The sequence below is a fragment of the Rothia sp. ZJ1223 genome, assembly GCF_016900985.1.
GTDB lineage: Bacteria > Actinomycetota > Actinomycetes > Actinomycetales > Micrococcaceae > Rothia.
Window position 1 is genome coordinate 96,747 of sequence record NZ_JAFEUT010000002.1, and the last position, 17,001, is coordinate 113,747.

Consider the following 17,001-nt stretch of genomic DNA (forward strand, 5'->3'; position numbering starts at 1 on the left):
CTCCACTCCCCCATTTTCGCACGAAACAAAGAGTTTGAGGGGCGTTTTCAGCAAGCATTACTAAGGGTGGTGATATTTTGGGGCAAGAAAAAGCTCCCAGGTGTAATACCTGAGAGCTTTTAGTCTGTGACCCCAACCGGATTTGAACCGGTGTTGCCGCCGTGAGAGGGCGGAGTACTAGGCCGCTATACGATGGGGCCGTGCAACTTCTGAGAAGAAGCAACAGATAAAAGTCTACACAGTAAGCATCCCGTAGACAAATCGAGAGTTGGTGACATGCATCTCTGTCAACAAAACAAGCAATTCACTTTTTAATGCAGGATTCACCCCTTGTCGCGAGGTGAATCATGCACCTAAAGGTGAACTGCCCGCAGACAGAACCCCAAGGGGCAAAACTCTCTAAACACAAAAGCTCCCAGGTGTAATACCTGAGAGCTTTTAGTCTGTGACCCCAACCGGATTTGAACCGGTGTTGCCGCCGTGAGAGGGCGGAGTACTAGGCCGCTATACGATGGGGCCGAAACATTTTCAAGAAAATGTCCGCTGGGATACCAGGACTCGAACCTAGAATGACGGTACCAGAAACCGTAGTGTTGCCAATTACACCATATCCCATTACGCTACTGTGATGCTTTTCAATTTCTCACTGTCATCACCGCAACGAGTAATAACTCTACGCGAGGTTTTTTAGCCACGCAAATCGAAAACCATTGACAGTCGTCACATTTTACGCCGAACAGTCGAAAAAACCTTGATATTTCAAGGTGAAACTGGCAAAAACTTTTTCAAAACTTTTTTCCCAGAGCCCCAAAACACCCATTTTTGGTGCTTTATGGGGTGCCTCGGGGGGGGCAGTGAACTCATCTCAAGGGTCCTCGCTCTACTCAGAAGGTGGCGGATATCAAATGTGGTGGCAGCTCTCAAGAGCTACCACCACGCTAATTTCTGATGTTGTTTTCTGCCGTTAGAACCTATGCCTGCAGCTGAATCAGCAGTGCCCGCAATCGAATCAGTGAAGATTCTTTACCCAGAATCTCCATAGATTCAAAGAGCGGGGGTGAAATGCGCTCGCCTGAAATAGCAGTACGCACAGGACCAAAAGCCAAACGAGGCTTGATACCCAAACCATCAACAATGGATTCGCGCAAGGCGCTCTGAATGCCCTCAGCGGTGAAGTCCTCCAAGGATTCTACGGACGAGATAGCCGCCTCAAGAACCTGCGGAGCCGACTCTTTGAGCTGCTTGGCTGCGTCCTCAGCAACAACAATCTCTTCGTCCTTCTTGAACAGGAAGCCGAGCAGCTGCGGGGCTTCACCCAGCAGTTGCATACGCTCCTGGGTTAGCGGAGCAGCAGCAGTCAAGATTTCCTGCTCGCGGGCGGTCAACGCCTCAAAGGTCTCCGCTGAGAGGATGCCCGCAGTGCGCAGGTAGGGTACTAGGCGGTTGCGGAAGTCTTCAGCATCCAACAAACGCACGTGCGAGCCGTTAATAGCCTCAGCCTTCTTCACATCAAAACGTGCCGGGTTGCCCAGAACGTCCTTGATATCGAAGTTAGCTACAAGATCATCGATACTGAAAACGTCTTGGTCAGAGGAAAGCGACCAACCCAGCAGTGACAGGTAGTTCAGCAAGCCTTCCTTGATGAAACCGGCATCGCGCAGTAAGAAGAGGTTAGATTCGGGGTCTCGCTTTGAGAGCTTCTTATTGCCCTGACCCATCACGTAGGGCAGGTGACCGAACTCAGGAATAAAGGAGGCAACACCCACCTCAACCAGGGCACGGTACAAAGCGATTTGGCGGGGAGTTGATGAGAGCAAATCTTCACCGCGCAGAACATGGGTAATGCCCATCAGAGCATCGTCCACCGGGTTAACCAGGGTGTAGAGAGGCTTGCCGTTGGCGCGAACTACGACGAAGTCAGGCACAGAACCCGCGCGGAAGGTAATTTCGCCGCGTACCAGGTCAGTAAAAGTGATGTCTTCATCGGGCATACGCAAACGCAGTACGGGTTCGCGACCCTCGGCGCGGTAAGCTGCCTTCTGCTCTTCGGAGAGGTCGCGGTCAAAGTTATCGTAGCCCAGCTTGGGATCTTCGCCCTTGGCTTTGTGGCGGGCTTCTACTTCCTCAGGGGTTGAGAAATCCTCGTAAACGTAACCGCCTTCTTTGAGCTTCTCTACGACCTCAGCATATTTATCCATGCGCTGGGACTGACGGTAGGGCTCGTGGGGACCGCCCACTCCAACGCCCTCGTCCCACTCAATACCCAACCAGTGCAAGCTATCGAGCACCTGGTTGAAGGACTCTTCAGAGTCACGGGCAGCGTCGGTATCTTCAATACGGAAAATCAACTTGCCGCCGGTATGACGCGCGTACGCCCAGTTAAAAAGGGCAGTACGAATCAAACCCACGTGAGGGGTGCCAGTGGGTGAGGGGCAAAAGCGAACGCGGGTTTCGCGGGGATCTTTCAGGTTCAACGCGTAATCAGTCATAGCTTTATATCAATGCTTTCAGTAACAATCAGTGAATAAAAGTTTTTAGCGGCGGAAGGTATTGACCAGGGAGCCGATACCCTCAACTTCAATTTCCACTTCGGCGCCTTCATCAATCAGATCAACGCCTGCCGGGGTTCCGGTAAGAATGACGTCGCCGGGCAAGAGAGTGAACATTTCTGATGCAGCAGCAACCACCTCGGCGACCGAGAAGATCATCTCTGCGGTGGTGCCCTCCTGCTTAATATCACCATCAACCCAAGTGGTAATGGAAAGATCGTCGGTATCGAGTTCGGTCTGAATCCAGGGGCCCAGCGGGCAAGCACCGTCGAAGCCTTTAGCCCGCGTCCACTGCAAGTCAGTCTTCTGAGCATCACGTGCGGTGAGGTCGTTTGCCACGGTGTAGCCAAAGATAATTTCGGGGACGCGTTCAACCGGCACCGATTTGGCAATGCGACCAATGACCACAGCAAGTTCACCCTCAAAAGAGACAGCCTCGCTCCACTCGGGTAGAGTCACGGGGTCGTTGGGACCCACCACAGCGGTGTTAGGTTTGATGAAAAACTGCGGTGAGGTAGGTGCCTCATTACCCAGCTCAGCAGCGTGGTCGTGCCAGTTGCGGGCAGTTCCCACCACCTTGGAGCGGGGAATAATGGGCGAAAGCAGACGTACATCTGCAATCTCAAAAGTCTTATTGGTGGTTTGAATACCACCGTAGAAGGGATCCCCTGCCAAGGCAGTCAGTGTCTCCTCGCCGGGTTCACCGTCAACCAGGCCGTAGTACAGTTCATTTTCAGCGGTAAATCGAGCAATGCGCATACACACTAGGCTACCGCGTTTTGGCACGCTGGGGCTAACCCTCTCCTCCCCAAAACCACCGGGTTTACCTCTTACCTCGGCTGAGGGTTATTGGGCTGTGCGTCCACCGAGCGAAAATAAAGGGTAGCTCCTCGCATCTAGTGAGGAGCTACCCTGGCACTGACGCCTATTCGTCCTTGATGAGAAAAACGATCTACGCCCTATTCAAACCTTAGATGAGCTGGGTAAGCCAACCGTACTTATCTTCGCGCAGACCGGTCTGAATACCAACGAGTTCCTCGCGGATTGCCATAGTGATCTCTCCGTTGGTGCCTTCACCGGCAGCATTAGGAATCTCAAAACCCTTAGCTTTGAGCTTGCCGATAGGCTGGATGACAGCGGCGGTGCCGCAGGCAAAAACCTCGGTGATAGAACGGCTGGCAACCCCGTCTTTCCACTCATCTAAAGTAACGCGACGTTCTTCAACGGTCATCCCCCGATCGCGTGCCAGCTGCAGAATTGAGTCACGAGTGACGCCTTCAAGGATGGTGCCAGTCAGCTCAGGAGTGACAATCTTGTTCTCCGGTCCAAAGACAAAGAAAACGTTCATACCGCCGAGCTCTTCAATGGCGTGCCCGTGGTTCTTATCGGTAAAGATAACCTGCTTGCAACCATTGTTCTCAGCCTCGATCTGAGCGACCATTCCACCGGCATAGTTACCGCCGCATTTGGCGAAGCCGGTGCCGCCCTCAGCAGCACGGGAATAGTTGGTGGAGAGCCAGATATCAACCGGTGACGGAGTACCGAAGTAGTTACCAACAGGTGACCCAATCACCATGAACCGTGCCTGGCGGGTGGGGCGTACCCCCAAAAACTTCTCAGTAGCAATTTGGAAAGGACGCAGGTAAAAAGCCTCACCCTCCCCCGTAGGAATCCACTGTGCATCTACCGCAATCAACTGCTTGATAGATTCGATGAAAAGCTCAGGGGGCAGTTCGGGCAAAGCCATACGGCGAGCCGAGCGATTGAAACGTTCAGCGTTCTTTTCGGGGCGGAAGGTCCACACCGAACCGTCAGCGTGACGGTAGGCTTTGAGACCCTCAAAGATTTCCTGTCCGTAGTGCAGTACTGAGGACGCGGGGTCAAGACTGAGCGGACCGTAGGGGATGACCTTGGCTTCGCCCCATTCGCCACCGGTACGGTAGTCCCCGTTCCACTCAATCGAAACCATGTGATCTGAGAAAAAATCACCAAAACCGGGGTTGGCGAAAATTTCCGCGCGAGCTTCTTCACTGGCAGGGTTGGGATTGCGTTCAAGGCTGAATGATGCAGTCATTTTTGTCCTCTGTGAGGTGGGCGGATAGGTAATTGTGAGATAAAGCTGAGAGGGCGTTTTTACTTCTTGTAAAAAGCCTTAAAGAGCTTGAAGAATAGCGTCGCCAACCTCGATCGTTGAACGGCTACTCGCCACGTTCGCAGCAAGATCTTTCTCCACAGCGTCTTCAATCATTCGGGCTTGCTCGGTGTACCCCAGGTGGTTCAGGAGCATACCGGCTGCCAAAATTGCTGCTGTGGGATTAGCGATGTTCTGCCCGGCAATATCGGGAGCTGAACCATGAACAGGTTCAAACATCGAGGGGTAAGTGCCTGAGGCGTTGATGTTGCCTGACGCCGCGTAGCCAATACCACCGGTGATGGCACCTGCTTGGTCAGTAATAATGTCACCAAAAAGGTTATCGGTAACAATCACATCAAAACGTGCCGGGTCGGTGGTCATAAAAATCGTAGCGGCATCAATGTGCAAATAATCTACCGTAACATCGGGGTACTCCGCGGCAACAGCGTTGAAATAGCGCGAGTACAGCTTACCAGCGTTCACGAGCACGTTGGTCTTGTGAATCAGGGTAAGTTTCTTCTTCTCACGTGAATTCGCCAACTCAAAAGCATAACGAATCAAACGCTCCACACCGTGAGCAGTATTCAGAGACACCTCGGTGGCAATTTCTTGGTCAGTATCAGGACGCAGACGCCCACCGTTGCCGGCGTAGGGGCCTTCGGTGCCCTCGCGTACCACGACGAAGTCAATGCCGCCGGGGTTACTCAGCGGCGAAGTCACCCCCGGGTAGAGCTTGGAGGGGCGCAGGTTGATGTAGTGGTCAAAAGTGAAACGCAATTTCAGGAGCATTTCACGCTCAATCAAACCAGAAGGGATGGTGGATGATCGCGGGTCTGCGCCCACCGCGCCAAAAAGAATCGCATCATGGGTGCCTAGCTTCTCCATGGTTTCTTCGGTCAAGGTCTCCCCCGTTGCCAGCCAGTGTTCAGCCCCCAGAGGATATTCGGTGTGGGCAAGATCGAGCCCGGTTTTCGAGGCAACTTTTTCAAGCACACGTAGCGCCTGAGCCACAACCTCCGGGCCAATGCCGTCACCGGGAATTACTGCAAGATTGAGAGAGCGAGTTTCAGTCATGGTTCAACCGTAATACCCACCACACCCTTTTGCCCACACTGTGACATAAATGTTCAGATGATGAACAAACACCGTGAGCGCCAACCAACAATCGCTGGTTGGCGCTCACGGTGTTAACGAGCCGAGCCTATGGCCTTCTAGCGAGCAGCGTTCTCCGCCACGTACTTTTTCACTGCTTCAGCGTCATTGGGAAGATCAACCACGTGACGTTCAGCCTTCATGACGTTAGCAAAACGCTCAGGAACCTCAGGTTCGCTGCCAATTGCCTCAGAAATAGTCTCGGCGAACTTCACCGGCAGAGCAGTTTCCAAGCAGATGATGGGGGTTGAAATTTCGTTGCTGAGTTCGCGGGCAACCTTGATACCGTCGGCGGTGTGGGGGTCAATCAATACCCCCAGGCGCTCGTGTACGTCGCGAATGGTTTTCACTCGGTCAGCGTGGGTTGATTTACCCGATGCAAAACCGAATTTCTGTTTCAGATCAGTGAAAACTGCGTCCTGGCTCAGATCGAAACCGCCGGCTTTGACCTTTTCGCCAAAGAGTTCACGGGTACGATCAGCATCGCGATCGAGTGCATCAAAGATGAAACGTTCAAAGTTGGATGCGCGTGAGATGTCCATGGAGGGGCTTGAGGTCACAAAAGTCTCGGCAGATGAGCGTACTCGGTAGTCACCGGTTTTGAAGAACTCATCGAGCACATCGTTTTCGTTGGTTGCCACAATCAGTCGGTCGATAGGCAAACCCATCTGGCGGGCAATGTGACCGGCACAGATGTCGCCGAAGTTGCCCGTGGGTACGCAGAATGAGACTTTCTGGTCATTACTTTCGGTGATGCGAATCCAGCTCGAGACGTAGTACACCACCTGAGCCAAGAGGCGTGCCCAGTTGATGGAGTTCACGGCACCAATGCGGTGTTCACGCTTGAAATCCGCATCGCTGGCAATGGCTTTAACAACGTCCTGGCAGTCATCGAACATACCGTCGAGGGCAATGTTGAAGATGTTGGGGTCATCAAGACCAAACATCTGTGCCTGTTGAAAAGGGGTCATGCGGTCTTTAGGAGTCAGCATGAATACCCGAATACCACGGCGACCGCGCATAGCGTACTCAGCGGAAGACCCGGTATCACCCGAGGTCGCTCCCACAATTGTCAGGGTGTCATTTCTGCGGGCAAGTTCGTACTCGAAAAGCTCACCGAGCAGTTGCATCGCCATGTCTTTGAAGGCAGCAGTGGGTCCTTCAGAAAGGTGACCAATGTACAGGTTGCCCTCCAGATGACTGACCGGCACAATGTCTTCACTCGCGAATTTGGGGTGGGTGTAGGCACGGGAGGCAATGCCAGCGAGATCTTCTGCGGGAATATCGTCTACAAAAAGTTGCAGAATTTCTGCTGCGAGCGCGTGATACCCCTGATTGGCAAGTACAGTGCGCCAGCGCGTCAGGGTGGCATCGTCAAGCTGAGGATACTCTTCGGGCAAGTAAAGACCGCCGTCGGGTGCTAACCCCGCGAGGAGAATATCGCTAAAGGTTGCCTTGGTGGCTGATGAGTCGCGAGTTGAGATGTAATGCATAGAACAAGATTAGCCCTATTTCTATTCATCTGTCAGACCAGCGTCTCACGATGCACACATGCTAGGCGCTCGGGGTGTTTTTATGATGCGGACGCGGTGGGTGTGGGTTGAAGCTCAATCGGCGAGCTGTCTTTGGGGTCAGTTTTATCTGCCTCAACGTTTTTGGCTGCTTGATCGTGGATTTTTTCAAGCTCGTCGCCCACATTTTTGACGCGTTCGTAGATGCTGGCGAAGTAACGCTGGGAAATATCAGATACTTGAGCGTCGAAGTCTACGTTGTGGCGGCAGGTGGCATCAGCAATTGCGATTTTTTTCTGCTCTTTGGGCAGGTGGCTGTTAGCGTGAGCGGGTGCCTGGGTGGTATCTGAGATATCTGGGAACCCTTTTTCGCTCATGCAGGTTGCCCACCGGTTTTGGAGGTCTTTGTACTTTTCATCATCGAGTACTTCATCGCGCACGGCTCGCCCGAAGGATGGAGCAAGTTCAGCAGCTTTGAGACCATCTTCGACGCTACCGTAGATGTATTGGAAGCTCTGAGCAAGGCAACTGTTAGCAGCAATTTTTCCTGAGGAATACCCCAGAAGTGAGGTCTCAACGGTGCCTAGTTTTGAGTTACCAAAATAGGCTGATCTACCCGCTGTATCAGAGTTAGCAAGCCCGTCTCTTGCACCAGCGTTAGCTAGTTCGTAGCCGTGTTTATCTGCTTCTTCGACGGTGAAACCGGTGCCGAGAATTCCTTCGAGGGTGTTCTGTTGGGCATCGGCTATGGTATAGGTTCCGCCGCCGTTGGCAGCAACGCATCGCTCAATAAAAGCAGCGCGAGCTTTCTCAGCTTCTTCGGGTGGGAAAATCCACGAGGTGAGTTGCTCAAGGTTCTTCTCATTGACCTTATCAACTGGTTCGAGATCGTTGAGGTTTTCGGGTGCGGAGGAGCACCCGGCGACCACCAGCAAACCCAATACAGTAAGAGAGCGCACAATAAAAGAGGACGTGACCATTGTTACCGACAAACTCCACCTTCAGGACGTATCTTTCGTATAGTCTTACACACTACACTGGTTATCTGCCAACGGATTTCGTTGCATTTTTGTACTTTTTGATCACGGAGCAAGATTCACGCTTATGACTTCTGCTGATTTGCCAGCACCAGCCCTAACAACCTCTCGCCGAGCCTTGATGCTTGGTGCTTTGGCAACAGGCGTGGGCGTTGCCGCTGCATCTGCCACCAAAGCTACCGCCGAGGAAGTCATTGAGACCCCTCAGTTTTCATACCAGTCACCCAAGGGTTTTTCTTTGGCCTTGTGGGGTAGCTCAACTATTGAAAACTTGCACGTTGCTCAGGGTGTGCCCAAGGGGTTAGACGCTCGCATCGAGACGTCATTGAAAGCTCTTAACGGTATCGAGGTACTGAATTTTGGACGCAGCGGTGAGATTTCGTCAAATATTCTTGCCCGCCGCGGTGTTAAGGCATACCGTTACCGCTTGGTTTTCCCCAACGATATGATTCCGGCTTCTGGTTCTGTGATGGTCGATGTAGACCCTTCAACTACTACCGAGTGGAACCCCCATACGGTATTCCCCGGTTACGTGCAGGATATCCCCGGTGTGCTTTCGGCTGCTGACGGCGTTAAGGGTCAGCTCCGTTTCTTCCGTTTGGTCAACGGTGAAGAACGCTACGCGCCGGCGGGCATCGCCACAGATTTCCATTCCCGCCAGGAGATGATTTCTCGCGCGTCCCACCACCTTATTCAGATTGGTCGTAACAATCTAAAGAATCTGGCGAAGCTGCAGGAAGACACAGAGGCGGCAATATCAGTTGCCCCCGAAACCACTTTGGTGATGGGCCACTATCCCTCAGCTAAGCAATCCCCTGATTCTGAGCAGCTTGCCCAAGTTAATGCGTACAACACCTGGGCAGCTAACACCTACGGGGACCGCTACCTCGACACCATGGGTTGGCTGCGCATTCGTTCCCAGGAACCCTGGCTACGCTACGGTGACTTAGCTGGTTCTGATGTGTGGAAGTCAGATGATGACCGCAAAGATTTCGATGCTGGTAACGCCCCGCGATCGCTCTACGCCGATGATTACTTCCACCTCAATGGTTGGGGATATCTCGTGATTTCCCACATGATTTCAGCTCAGCTCACCCGCCTGGGCTGGGTCTAGTAACTACGCGAAAAGCTGCACCGACCGGTGCAGCTTTTCGCTTTAAGTAGTCTCTAAACTACGCAAAGGACGCGCAGTGCCCAGACCGCACCTCTTTGCTGGTTGTAAAACTCTTAAGAGTTTTAGGCATCCTTAGGTTCCTCATAACGAGGGAAGACCGGTGACGGTGCGGGTAGCTCGGCACCAACCGTCAACTTGTTCTCCAAGGCCGCGAACACGCGGTTCTCTTCTGAGACGGCCAAAAGGTCAAGTAACTTACCCATCGATTCGGGCATGATCGGCTGAACCAGGGTTGCGACCACGCGCAGAACTTCGGCAGTGACGTAAAGAACGGTATTCATACGTTCGAGGTCAGTTTTACGCAGTTTCCAAGGCTCCTGCGCGGTGAAGTAGCGGTTTGCTTCAGCAATAACCTGCCAGATGCGCTCCAATGCCTTATGGAAAGCAAGATCCTCGCAGTCCGCGCGGACGGGGGTGTACAGGTTATAGGCTGCCTCTAACATCGCGGTGTCTTCGGCAGCGAACTCACCGTGAGCAGGTACCTTACCCTCGCAGTTCTTAGCAACCATCGACAGCGAGCGCTGCGCCAAGTTGCCCAGATCATTTGCCAGATCAGAGTTAATGCGGCTCTTAATCGCTTCTGCTGAGTAAGAACCGTCCTGACCGAAGGTTACCTCGCGCAGGAGGAAGAAACGCACCTGATCCAAACCGAAGGACTTCACTAGGTCGTTGGGATCAACCACGTTGCCCACGGATTTTGACATCTTTTCACCGTCTACCAGCAAGAAACCGTGTGCGAAGACGCGCTTGGGCAGCTCGATACCCGCCGACCAGAGGAAAGCAGGCCAGTAAATAGCGTGGAAGCGGGAAATATCTTTACCAATGACGTGGTAGTTTGCGGGCCAGAACGTAGTGAACAGCTCGCTATCGGTGTCGGGGAAACCAACACCGGTCAGGTAGTTGGTGAGCGCGTCCACCCACACGTACATGACGTGCTTTTCGTTACCGGGCACAGGCACACCCCAGTCAAAGCTGGTGCGAGAGATAGATAGGTCAGTCAGCCCGTCTTTCATGAACCCGGCAAGCTCGTTACGGCGAGATTCGGGGTAGACAAAACCCTCAGCAGCATACAGCTCTTTGAGGCGATCAGCGTACTTCGACAGACGGAAGAAATATGACTCCTCTTCAGTCCATTCTACCTCGGTACCGGTTGAGCTGGCATAGCGTACGCCATCACGCACCTCAGTCTCATCCTCAGCGTAAAATGCCTCATCACGCACCGAGTACCAGCCAGCATACTTGTCAAGATAAATGTCACCGGCTTCTTCCATACGCTTCCAGATCGCCTGGGATGCAGCGTAATGATCAGCATCAGTAGTACGAATGTAACGGTCATACGAGATACCTAGGGCATCATCCATCGCCTTAAAACGAGCAGCATTCTGATCAGCCAGTTCTTTAGCAGTCATCCCCAATTTCGCGGCGGTAGTCTGCATCTTCTGACCGTGTTCATCGGTGCCGGTCAGAAAACGAACGTTGAAACCGTCCAGGCGTTTAAAGCGTGCCATCACATCGGTGGCAATGTGCTCGTAAGCGTGCCCGATGTGGGGGTCTCCATTGGGGTAAGCAATGGCGGTAGTGATGTAAAAAGGTTCTGAAGTCATACACCCAACTTTACCGAAAAAGCAGGTAAAGCCCTATTTAGAGTCTCACCCATGGCAGAAGGAAACCGCAGTCTATACCCCGCACAGTGAGCTAGTACTCGGCGAAGGGTGAGACTGCGGTTTCACGCTCATTGTTCTCGGTTTAGGTCTTGGTTGAATGTAGTGCAGCTGTTGGTGGCAGCTTAGTCAGCCAAATTGATGTGCGCTGCGCGGTTTGCGTTAACAACCTTGCGGATTGACTCCACTACCTCGTGCGGTACTGCTGAATCGAGTGAGAGCACTGAGACAGCACGCTTATTCTTCTCGCTACGAGAAACCTGCATACCCGCGATGTTGATGGACGCGGTACCCAATAGGGTACCCATCGCAGCAATGATGCCAGGACGATCCTCGTATTCAAGAATCAGCATGTAATCAGTGATAGGCGTTTCAAGGTCGTAACCGTTGATACTAGTCAGCTTGATAATGTGCTTGGGTCCGGTCACCGTACCGCCCACACTCAGGTTGTCTCCGTTGCTCAGCGCGCCGGTCAAAATAGTTTCGTTGCGAAAGTAGTCAGTTTCAGCGGTGGTTACCAAATCAACATCTACTCCGCGCTGCTCTGCAATGACGGGTGCGTTCACATACGAGACTTTGTCAGAAACAACATCGGTAAAAACGCCCTTGAGTGCTGACAACTTGAGGGAGGTGACGTCCTTGGTAGCAATCTCGCCGGCGATCTTCACTTCAACGCGAGCAAGAGCCTCATCTTCGCCCAGGGCAGTGAGAATGCGTCCGAGCTTTTCGGCAAGAGGAACACCCGGTCGCACGTCCTTATCAATAGCGCCACCAGCGATATTAACCGCGTCCGGCACCAAATCTCCCTCAAGAGCCAAGCGCACCGAACGAGCCACCGAGATGCCTGCCTTCTCCTGAGCCTCAGCAGTTGAAGCGCCCAGGTGAGGGGTTGCCACCACGTTATCGAGTTCGATAAAGGGCACGTTCTTAGCGGGCTCTTTCACGTAAACGTCAATAGCCGCACCGGCAATCTCACCGGCACGCAAAGCAGCGTCAAGATCAGCTTCATCAATCAAACCGCCACGTGCCACGTTAACGACGCAGGCGCTGTTCTTCATCTTGGCAAAAGCATCGGCGTTAATCATGCCCAAGGTTTCGGGAGTGCGAGGCATATGAATAGTAATAAAATCGCTGCGCTCAATGAGCTCATCAAGTTCAACCAGCTGAGCGCCAACCTGAGAAGCGCGGGCTGCGGTCACAAAGGGATCGTAGGCAATGATCTCGGTGCCAAAAGCTTTCAGACGCTCTGCCACCAAGGCGCCAATGCGCCCCAGACCGATAATGCCAATGGTCTTCTCATACAACTCGGTACCCGAATACAGTGAACGCTTCCACTCCCCCTGCTTCATAGAACGGTCTGCCGCTGAAATATTGCGGGCAAGCCCCAGAATGTGCCCGACCGTAAGCTCTGCCGCTGAAATGACGTTGGAGGTGGGCGCGTTAACAACCATCACGCCAGCTGCGGTAGCTGCCTTGATATCGATGTTGTCCAAGCCCACACCAGCGCGGGCAATCACTTTGAGCTTGTGGGCAGCAGCGATAGCCTCAGCATCAACCTGGGTAGCTGATCGCACCAAAATCGCATCGACATCAGCAATTGCTGACAAAAGCTGGGTGCGGTCAGCCCCGTCAGTGGTGCGGATTTCAAAATCAGGACCCAACGCTTCAATGGTAGCGGGGGAAAGTTCTTCAGCGATCAGTACAACGGGTTTTTCAGTCACGGGAGTGTTCCTTAGAAAATCTTGGGTAAGAAGTCTCTTGCGATGCCGCGCGCTGAGGTAGCTTTATGAGCCGCAGCGCTGGGAAGGGACGCGAAACACAGGGCGCGCTTCGCTACAGAGAGTTTGCATCGGTTCACCATTTACGGCCAACGCACACACCTGTGGGATTGGTTCTATTGTGCCACCAAAATGGCACAGACAATAAACATTGATTGGTGCGAACGGTTAAAAATATGTAACAGTTGCCCAGCGGTTACCTCCTGTTCTATGAAGGCAAGTAACCGGTGCAAAAACACCGCCGAGCACCCGCAGAATTTCTACGGGGTCTCGGCGGTGCATCATGACAGCATCAATAAAACTGAATTTAGCGGGCTACGCTACCTTCGGTGTAGTCATCAGCAGCCTTGTTCCAGGAGAAGAGCTGACGTAGTTCGCGACCGGTTGCCTCGATGGGGTGAGCTTCACCCTTGGCGCGCAGTTCCTTGAACTCGGGAGCGCCAGCAGCCTGATCTTCCATGAAACGCTTCGCAAAAGCGCCTTCCTGAATATCGGTAAGAACAGCCTTCATGTTCTCCTTGACCTCGGGTGAGATCACGCGGGGGCCAGAAACGTAGTCGCCGTACTCAGCGGTGTCTGAGATTGACCAGCGCTGCTTGGCGATGCCACCCTCAATCATCAGATCAACGATCAACTTGAGTTCGTGCAGCACCTCAAAGTAGGCGATTTCAGGCTGGTAGCCAGCTTCGGTCAGAACCTCGAAGCCGTACTGAACGAGCTGTGAGGTACCACCGCACAGCACAGCCTGCTCACCGAACAGGTCAGTCTCGGTTTCTTCAGTGAAAGTAGTTTCGATAGCGCCTGCGCGAGTTGCGCCCATTGCCTTAGCGTAAGCCAGTGCCAGCTCAAGAGCCTTGCCTGACTCGTTCTTTTCAACAGCGACGATGGCGGGGACGCCGCGTCCTGCTTCAAATTCACGACGAACGGTGTGACCGGGACCTTTGGGCGCAACCATTGCGACGTCAACGCCAGCGGGTGCTTCAATGTAGCCGAAACGGATGTTGAAACCGTGAGCGAAGAATAGAGCATCGCCTTCGGAGAGGTTGGGGGCGATATCCTTCTTGTAGACCTCAGCCTGTACCTGATCCGGAACCAGAATCATGATGAGGTCAGCTTCTGCAACGGCGTCTGCTACGTTCAGCACGCGCAAACCTTCGGCTTCTGCCTTAGCGCGTGACTTTGAGCCTTCAGCCAAACCAACACGTACGTCAACACCTGAATCGCGCAGGTTAAGAGCGTGTGCATGACCCTGTGAGCCGTAGCCGATGATAGCTACCTGGCGCTCTGAAATGTTTGCCAGATCAGCGTCATCGTTGTAGAAAATTTTTGCTGCCATAAGAGGTTTCTCTCCTTGATAGTTTTTCAGGCGCTTTTATCAAAGCAATGTACCTGAAATCAATAATAGGGGTTTTGGGTGCGAGATGGTGCCCGGCACCACAGCGTCTTATATAGTGAACATCACATTCACATAATGGGCATTAGCCGCGCAATGCCTTTTCACTCATCGACCGCGGACCTCGCCCAAGCCCCAAAGTACCCGCACGAACAATCTCACGAATACCAAAAGGTTCCAACACATCGAGCAGGGCGTTATTCTTCTCAGCCGAACCCGTTGATTCAATCACCACCGACTCGGTTGAGACATCAACAATGGACGCGCGGAACAAATCAGCTGCCTGAGTCACCTGCAAGCGAGTCGCAATATCAGCACGCACCTTGACCATAATGTGATCGCGCTGCACCGAAGTTTCTGCGGGCAACTCCACAATCTTGAGTACATGAATCAGCTTATTGAGCTGCTTGGTAACCTGCTCAAGGATTGCCGCATCAGCATCAACCACAATCGTGATACGAGAAATACCGGGAACCTCAGTGTGCCCCACTGCCAATGAATCAATGTTGAACATACGGCGGGCGAAAAGCCCAGATACACGCGCCAAAACGCCCGGTTTGTCTTCAACCAAAACTGAAAGAGTATGACGAGCCATGACTTCTAAACTTCCTCTCGGTCAAAGTCGGGTGAAGTTTCTTTAGCAATCTGAATTAAATCGTTTGAAACTCCGGCAGGCACCATCGGCCACACCATCGCATCGGGGCTAACCGTAAAATCAATCACCACAGGACGATCGTTGATAGCCAAAGCCTGCTCAATCGTTGCATCTACCTCATCATCGCTTTCGCAGCGCAGACCCACCGCACCGTAAGCCTCAGCCAGCTTGACGAAATCGGGGATGCGAGCGCTGTTAGCACCGGTGTTGAGGTGGGTGTTGGAGTAGCGACCATCGTAGAAGAGGGTCTGCCACTGGCGCACCATACCCAAGGACGAGTTGTTAATGATGGCTACCTTGATGGGAATGTTGTTCTGAACGCAGGTTGCCAGCTCCTGGTTGGTCATCTGGAAGCAGCCGTCGCCGTCAATTGCCCATACTACAGCTTCGGGATGAGCAACTTTTACGCCCATCGCTGCCGGAACAGAGTAACCCATTGTGCCCAGACCTGCCGAGTTGATCCAGTGACGGGGTTTTTCGTGCTTGATGAACTGGGCTGACCACATCTGGTGCTGACCGACGCCCGCCACATAGTAGGCGTCAGGACCTGTCATTTCACTGATGCGTTCAATCACGTGCTGGGGCTGCCCCAGACCGTCCTCTGTTGAGCTGTAGCCCAGTGGGAAGTTTTTGCGCCACTTCTCAAGAACAGACCACCATGGACTCAAATCACTCATGGAGCCAGCAAGTTCGGTGCTTAGGATTGCGTTCAGCTCAGGCAGAACAGATTTTACATCGCCCACGATCGGCACATCTGCGTAACGAATCTTGGAGATTTCGGCGGGGTCAATATCAATGTGAACGACCTTGGCATCGGGGGCGAAAGTGTCAACCACACCGGTCACGCGGTCATCGAACCGAGCACCCAAGACCACCAGCACATCTGATTTCTGCATAGCGGTCACCGCGGGCACCGTTCCATGCATACCGGGCATGCCCAAACTCTGTGGATGAGAATCAGGGAATGCACCGCGTGAGGTCAAGGTGGTTACTACCGGTGCGCCGGTAATCTCAGCGAGCTGTGCCAATTCGTCGGACGCGTCCGCGCGAGTGACACCACCACCCACGTAGAGCACCGGACGCTGTGCCTCTGCAATCAAATGCGCAGCTTCACGAATCTGTTTGGAGTGACCTCGAGTCACCGGATGATAGCCGCGCACATCGATGGCTGGGGGCCATGAGAAATCCATCATGCCCTGCTGCGCGTCCTTGGTAATATCAACCAGTACCGGACCGGGGCGTCCAGTTGCAGCAATGTGGAAGGCTGTTGCGATGCAACGGGGAATTTCTTGGGCATCTCGCACCATAAAAGAATGCTTGGTGATGGGCATGGTCATACCCACGATATCTGCCTCTTGGAAAGCGTCAGTACCAATAACTTTTGACGAAACCTGACCAGTAATTGCCACCATCGGCACAGAGTCCATGTTCGCATCTGCCAAGGGGGTGAGGAGGTTCGTTGCACCGGGACCAGAGGTCGCAATGCAGACTCCCACTTCACCGGTTGATACCGCATACCCCTGAGCAGCATGACCTGCGCCTTGTTCGTGGCGCACGAGAATATGGTTAATCTTTGTGGAATCAAGAAGCGGATCGTATGTGGGCAAAATAGCGCCACCGGGCAAACCGAAAACTGAAGTGACGCCCAACTCCTCAAGCGAGCGGACAATTGCCTGTGACCCCGTCATGCGCTCTACGGCGGGCTTCGAGGTAGCTGCAGACGCGGCGTTTCGACGCTCACCAGTGTGCGATGCAACTGTCGCAGGAGTGCCTGGTAATCCCGTGCTCATGTTTCATCCTTGCTGATTGATGTCAGTGATAAAAGCTTTAGTACTGTGCGGTGTGATAGCTCAGCGGTCGTTATCTCTAACCTGTTTATAATCTTGTGTCATTTATACCAGCTGTGCCGGCATGTGACGCTTTGGGTACTTAGCGCCTATAAAAAAGCCCTTCGCCG

The 17,001-nt window shown here is 53.2% G+C and carries 12 protein-coding genes and 3 tRNA genes; 1 reads left to right on the top strand and 14 read right to left on the bottom strand.

All coding sequences use genetic code 11. The annotated features are described in order from the left end of the window. Nucleotides 1-127: 127 nt before the first annotated feature. From JTP09_RS02805 to JTP09_RS02845, 9 genes are all read right to left on the bottom strand, one after another. Nucleotides 128-200 (bottom strand) — tRNA-Glu (locus tag JTP09_RS02805). 246 nt (nt 201-446) lie between these two features. Next, nucleotides 447-519: transfer RNA gene (locus tag JTP09_RS02810), tRNA-Glu, on the bottom strand. 24 nt (nt 520-543) lie between these two features. Next, nucleotides 544-615: transfer RNA gene (locus JTP09_RS02815), tRNA-Gln, on the bottom strand. 356 nt (nt 616-971) lie between these two features. After that, entirely contained in the window at nt 972-2,489 is a 1,518-nt protein-coding gene (gltX, locus tag JTP09_RS02820) for a glutamate--tRNA ligase (protein ID WP_204876800.1), read from the bottom strand. A gap of 45 nt (nt 2,490-2,534) precedes the next feature. Continuing rightward, on the bottom strand, nt 2,535-3,308 hold the full coding sequence (locus JTP09_RS02825) for a fumarylacetoacetate hydrolase family protein (protein WP_204876801.1): 774 nt from the start codon (nt 3,306-3,308) through the stop codon (nt 2,535-2,537). Between the two features lie 211 nt (nt 3,309-3,519). Beyond that, on the bottom strand, nt 3,520-4,623 hold the full coding sequence (locus tag JTP09_RS02830; RefSeq protein WP_204876802.1) for a branched-chain amino acid aminotransferase: 1,104 nt from the start codon (nt 4,621-4,623) through the stop codon (nt 3,520-3,522). Nucleotides 4,624-4,701: 78 nt separating this feature from the next. Next, the gene (locus tag JTP09_RS02835) at nt 4,702-5,757 is read right to left on the bottom strand and encodes a 3-isopropylmalate dehydrogenase (RefSeq protein WP_204876803.1); all 1,056 of its coding nucleotides are present in this window, start codon (nt 5,755-5,757) and stop codon (nt 4,702-4,704) included. A 137-nt stretch (nt 5,758-5,894) separates the two neighbouring features. Then, nucleotides 5,895-7,328, bottom strand: a complete 1,434-nt coding sequence (gene thrC / locus JTP09_RS02840) for a threonine synthase (RefSeq protein ID WP_204876805.1) — start codon at nt 7,326-7,328, stop codon at nt 5,895-5,897. An 80-nt stretch (nt 7,329-7,408) separates the two neighbouring features. Next, on the bottom strand, nt 7,409-8,338 hold the full coding sequence (locus JTP09_RS02845) for a hypothetical protein (RefSeq protein ID WP_204876806.1): 930 nt from the start codon (nt 8,336-8,338) through the stop codon (nt 7,409-7,411). 112 nt (nt 8,339-8,450) lie between these two features. Between JTP09_RS02845 and JTP09_RS02850 the strand changes: the two genes are divergently transcribed. After that, complete coding sequence (locus JTP09_RS02850) at nt 8,451-9,497, top strand: hypothetical protein (protein WP_204876808.1); 1,047 nt, start codon at nt 8,451-8,453, stop codon at nt 9,495-9,497. Between the two features lie 122 nt (nt 9,498-9,619). Here the strand turns inward: JTP09_RS02850 and metG are convergent, their stop codons facing one another. The 5 genes from metG to JTP09_RS02875 form a co-directional block, all read right to left on the bottom strand. Next, nucleotides 9,620-11,161 carry a methionine--tRNA ligase gene (gene metG / locus JTP09_RS02855; protein WP_204876810.1) on the bottom strand — a complete coding sequence of 514 codons (1,542 nt, stop codon included), beginning with the start codon at nt 11,159-11,161 and terminating at the stop codon, nt 9,620-9,622. Nucleotides 11,162-11,343: 182 nt separating this feature from the next. After that, nucleotides 11,344-12,939 carry a phosphoglycerate dehydrogenase gene (serA, locus tag JTP09_RS02860; RefSeq protein WP_204876812.1) on the bottom strand — a complete coding sequence of 532 codons (1,596 nt, stop codon included), beginning with the start codon at nt 12,937-12,939 and terminating at the stop codon, nt 11,344-11,346. A 364-nt stretch (nt 12,940-13,303) separates the two neighbouring features. Further along, on the bottom strand, nt 13,304-14,332 hold the full coding sequence (gene ilvC, locus JTP09_RS02865) for a ketol-acid reductoisomerase (protein WP_204876814.1): 1,029 nt from the start codon (nt 14,330-14,332) through the stop codon (nt 13,304-13,306). Between the two features lie 142 nt (nt 14,333-14,474). Beyond that, nucleotides 14,475-14,984 (bottom strand): acetolactate synthase small subunit, encoded by a 510-nt coding sequence (gene ilvN / locus JTP09_RS02870; protein WP_204876820.1) that lies wholly within the window; start codon nt 14,982-14,984, stop codon nt 14,475-14,477. Between the two features lie 5 nt (nt 14,985-14,989). Then, the gene (locus JTP09_RS02875) at nt 14,990-16,834 is read right to left on the bottom strand and encodes an acetolactate synthase large subunit (protein WP_204876821.1); all 1,845 of its coding nucleotides are present in this window, start codon (nt 16,832-16,834) and stop codon (nt 14,990-14,992) included. Nucleotides 16,835-17,001 lie beyond the last annotated feature (167 nt).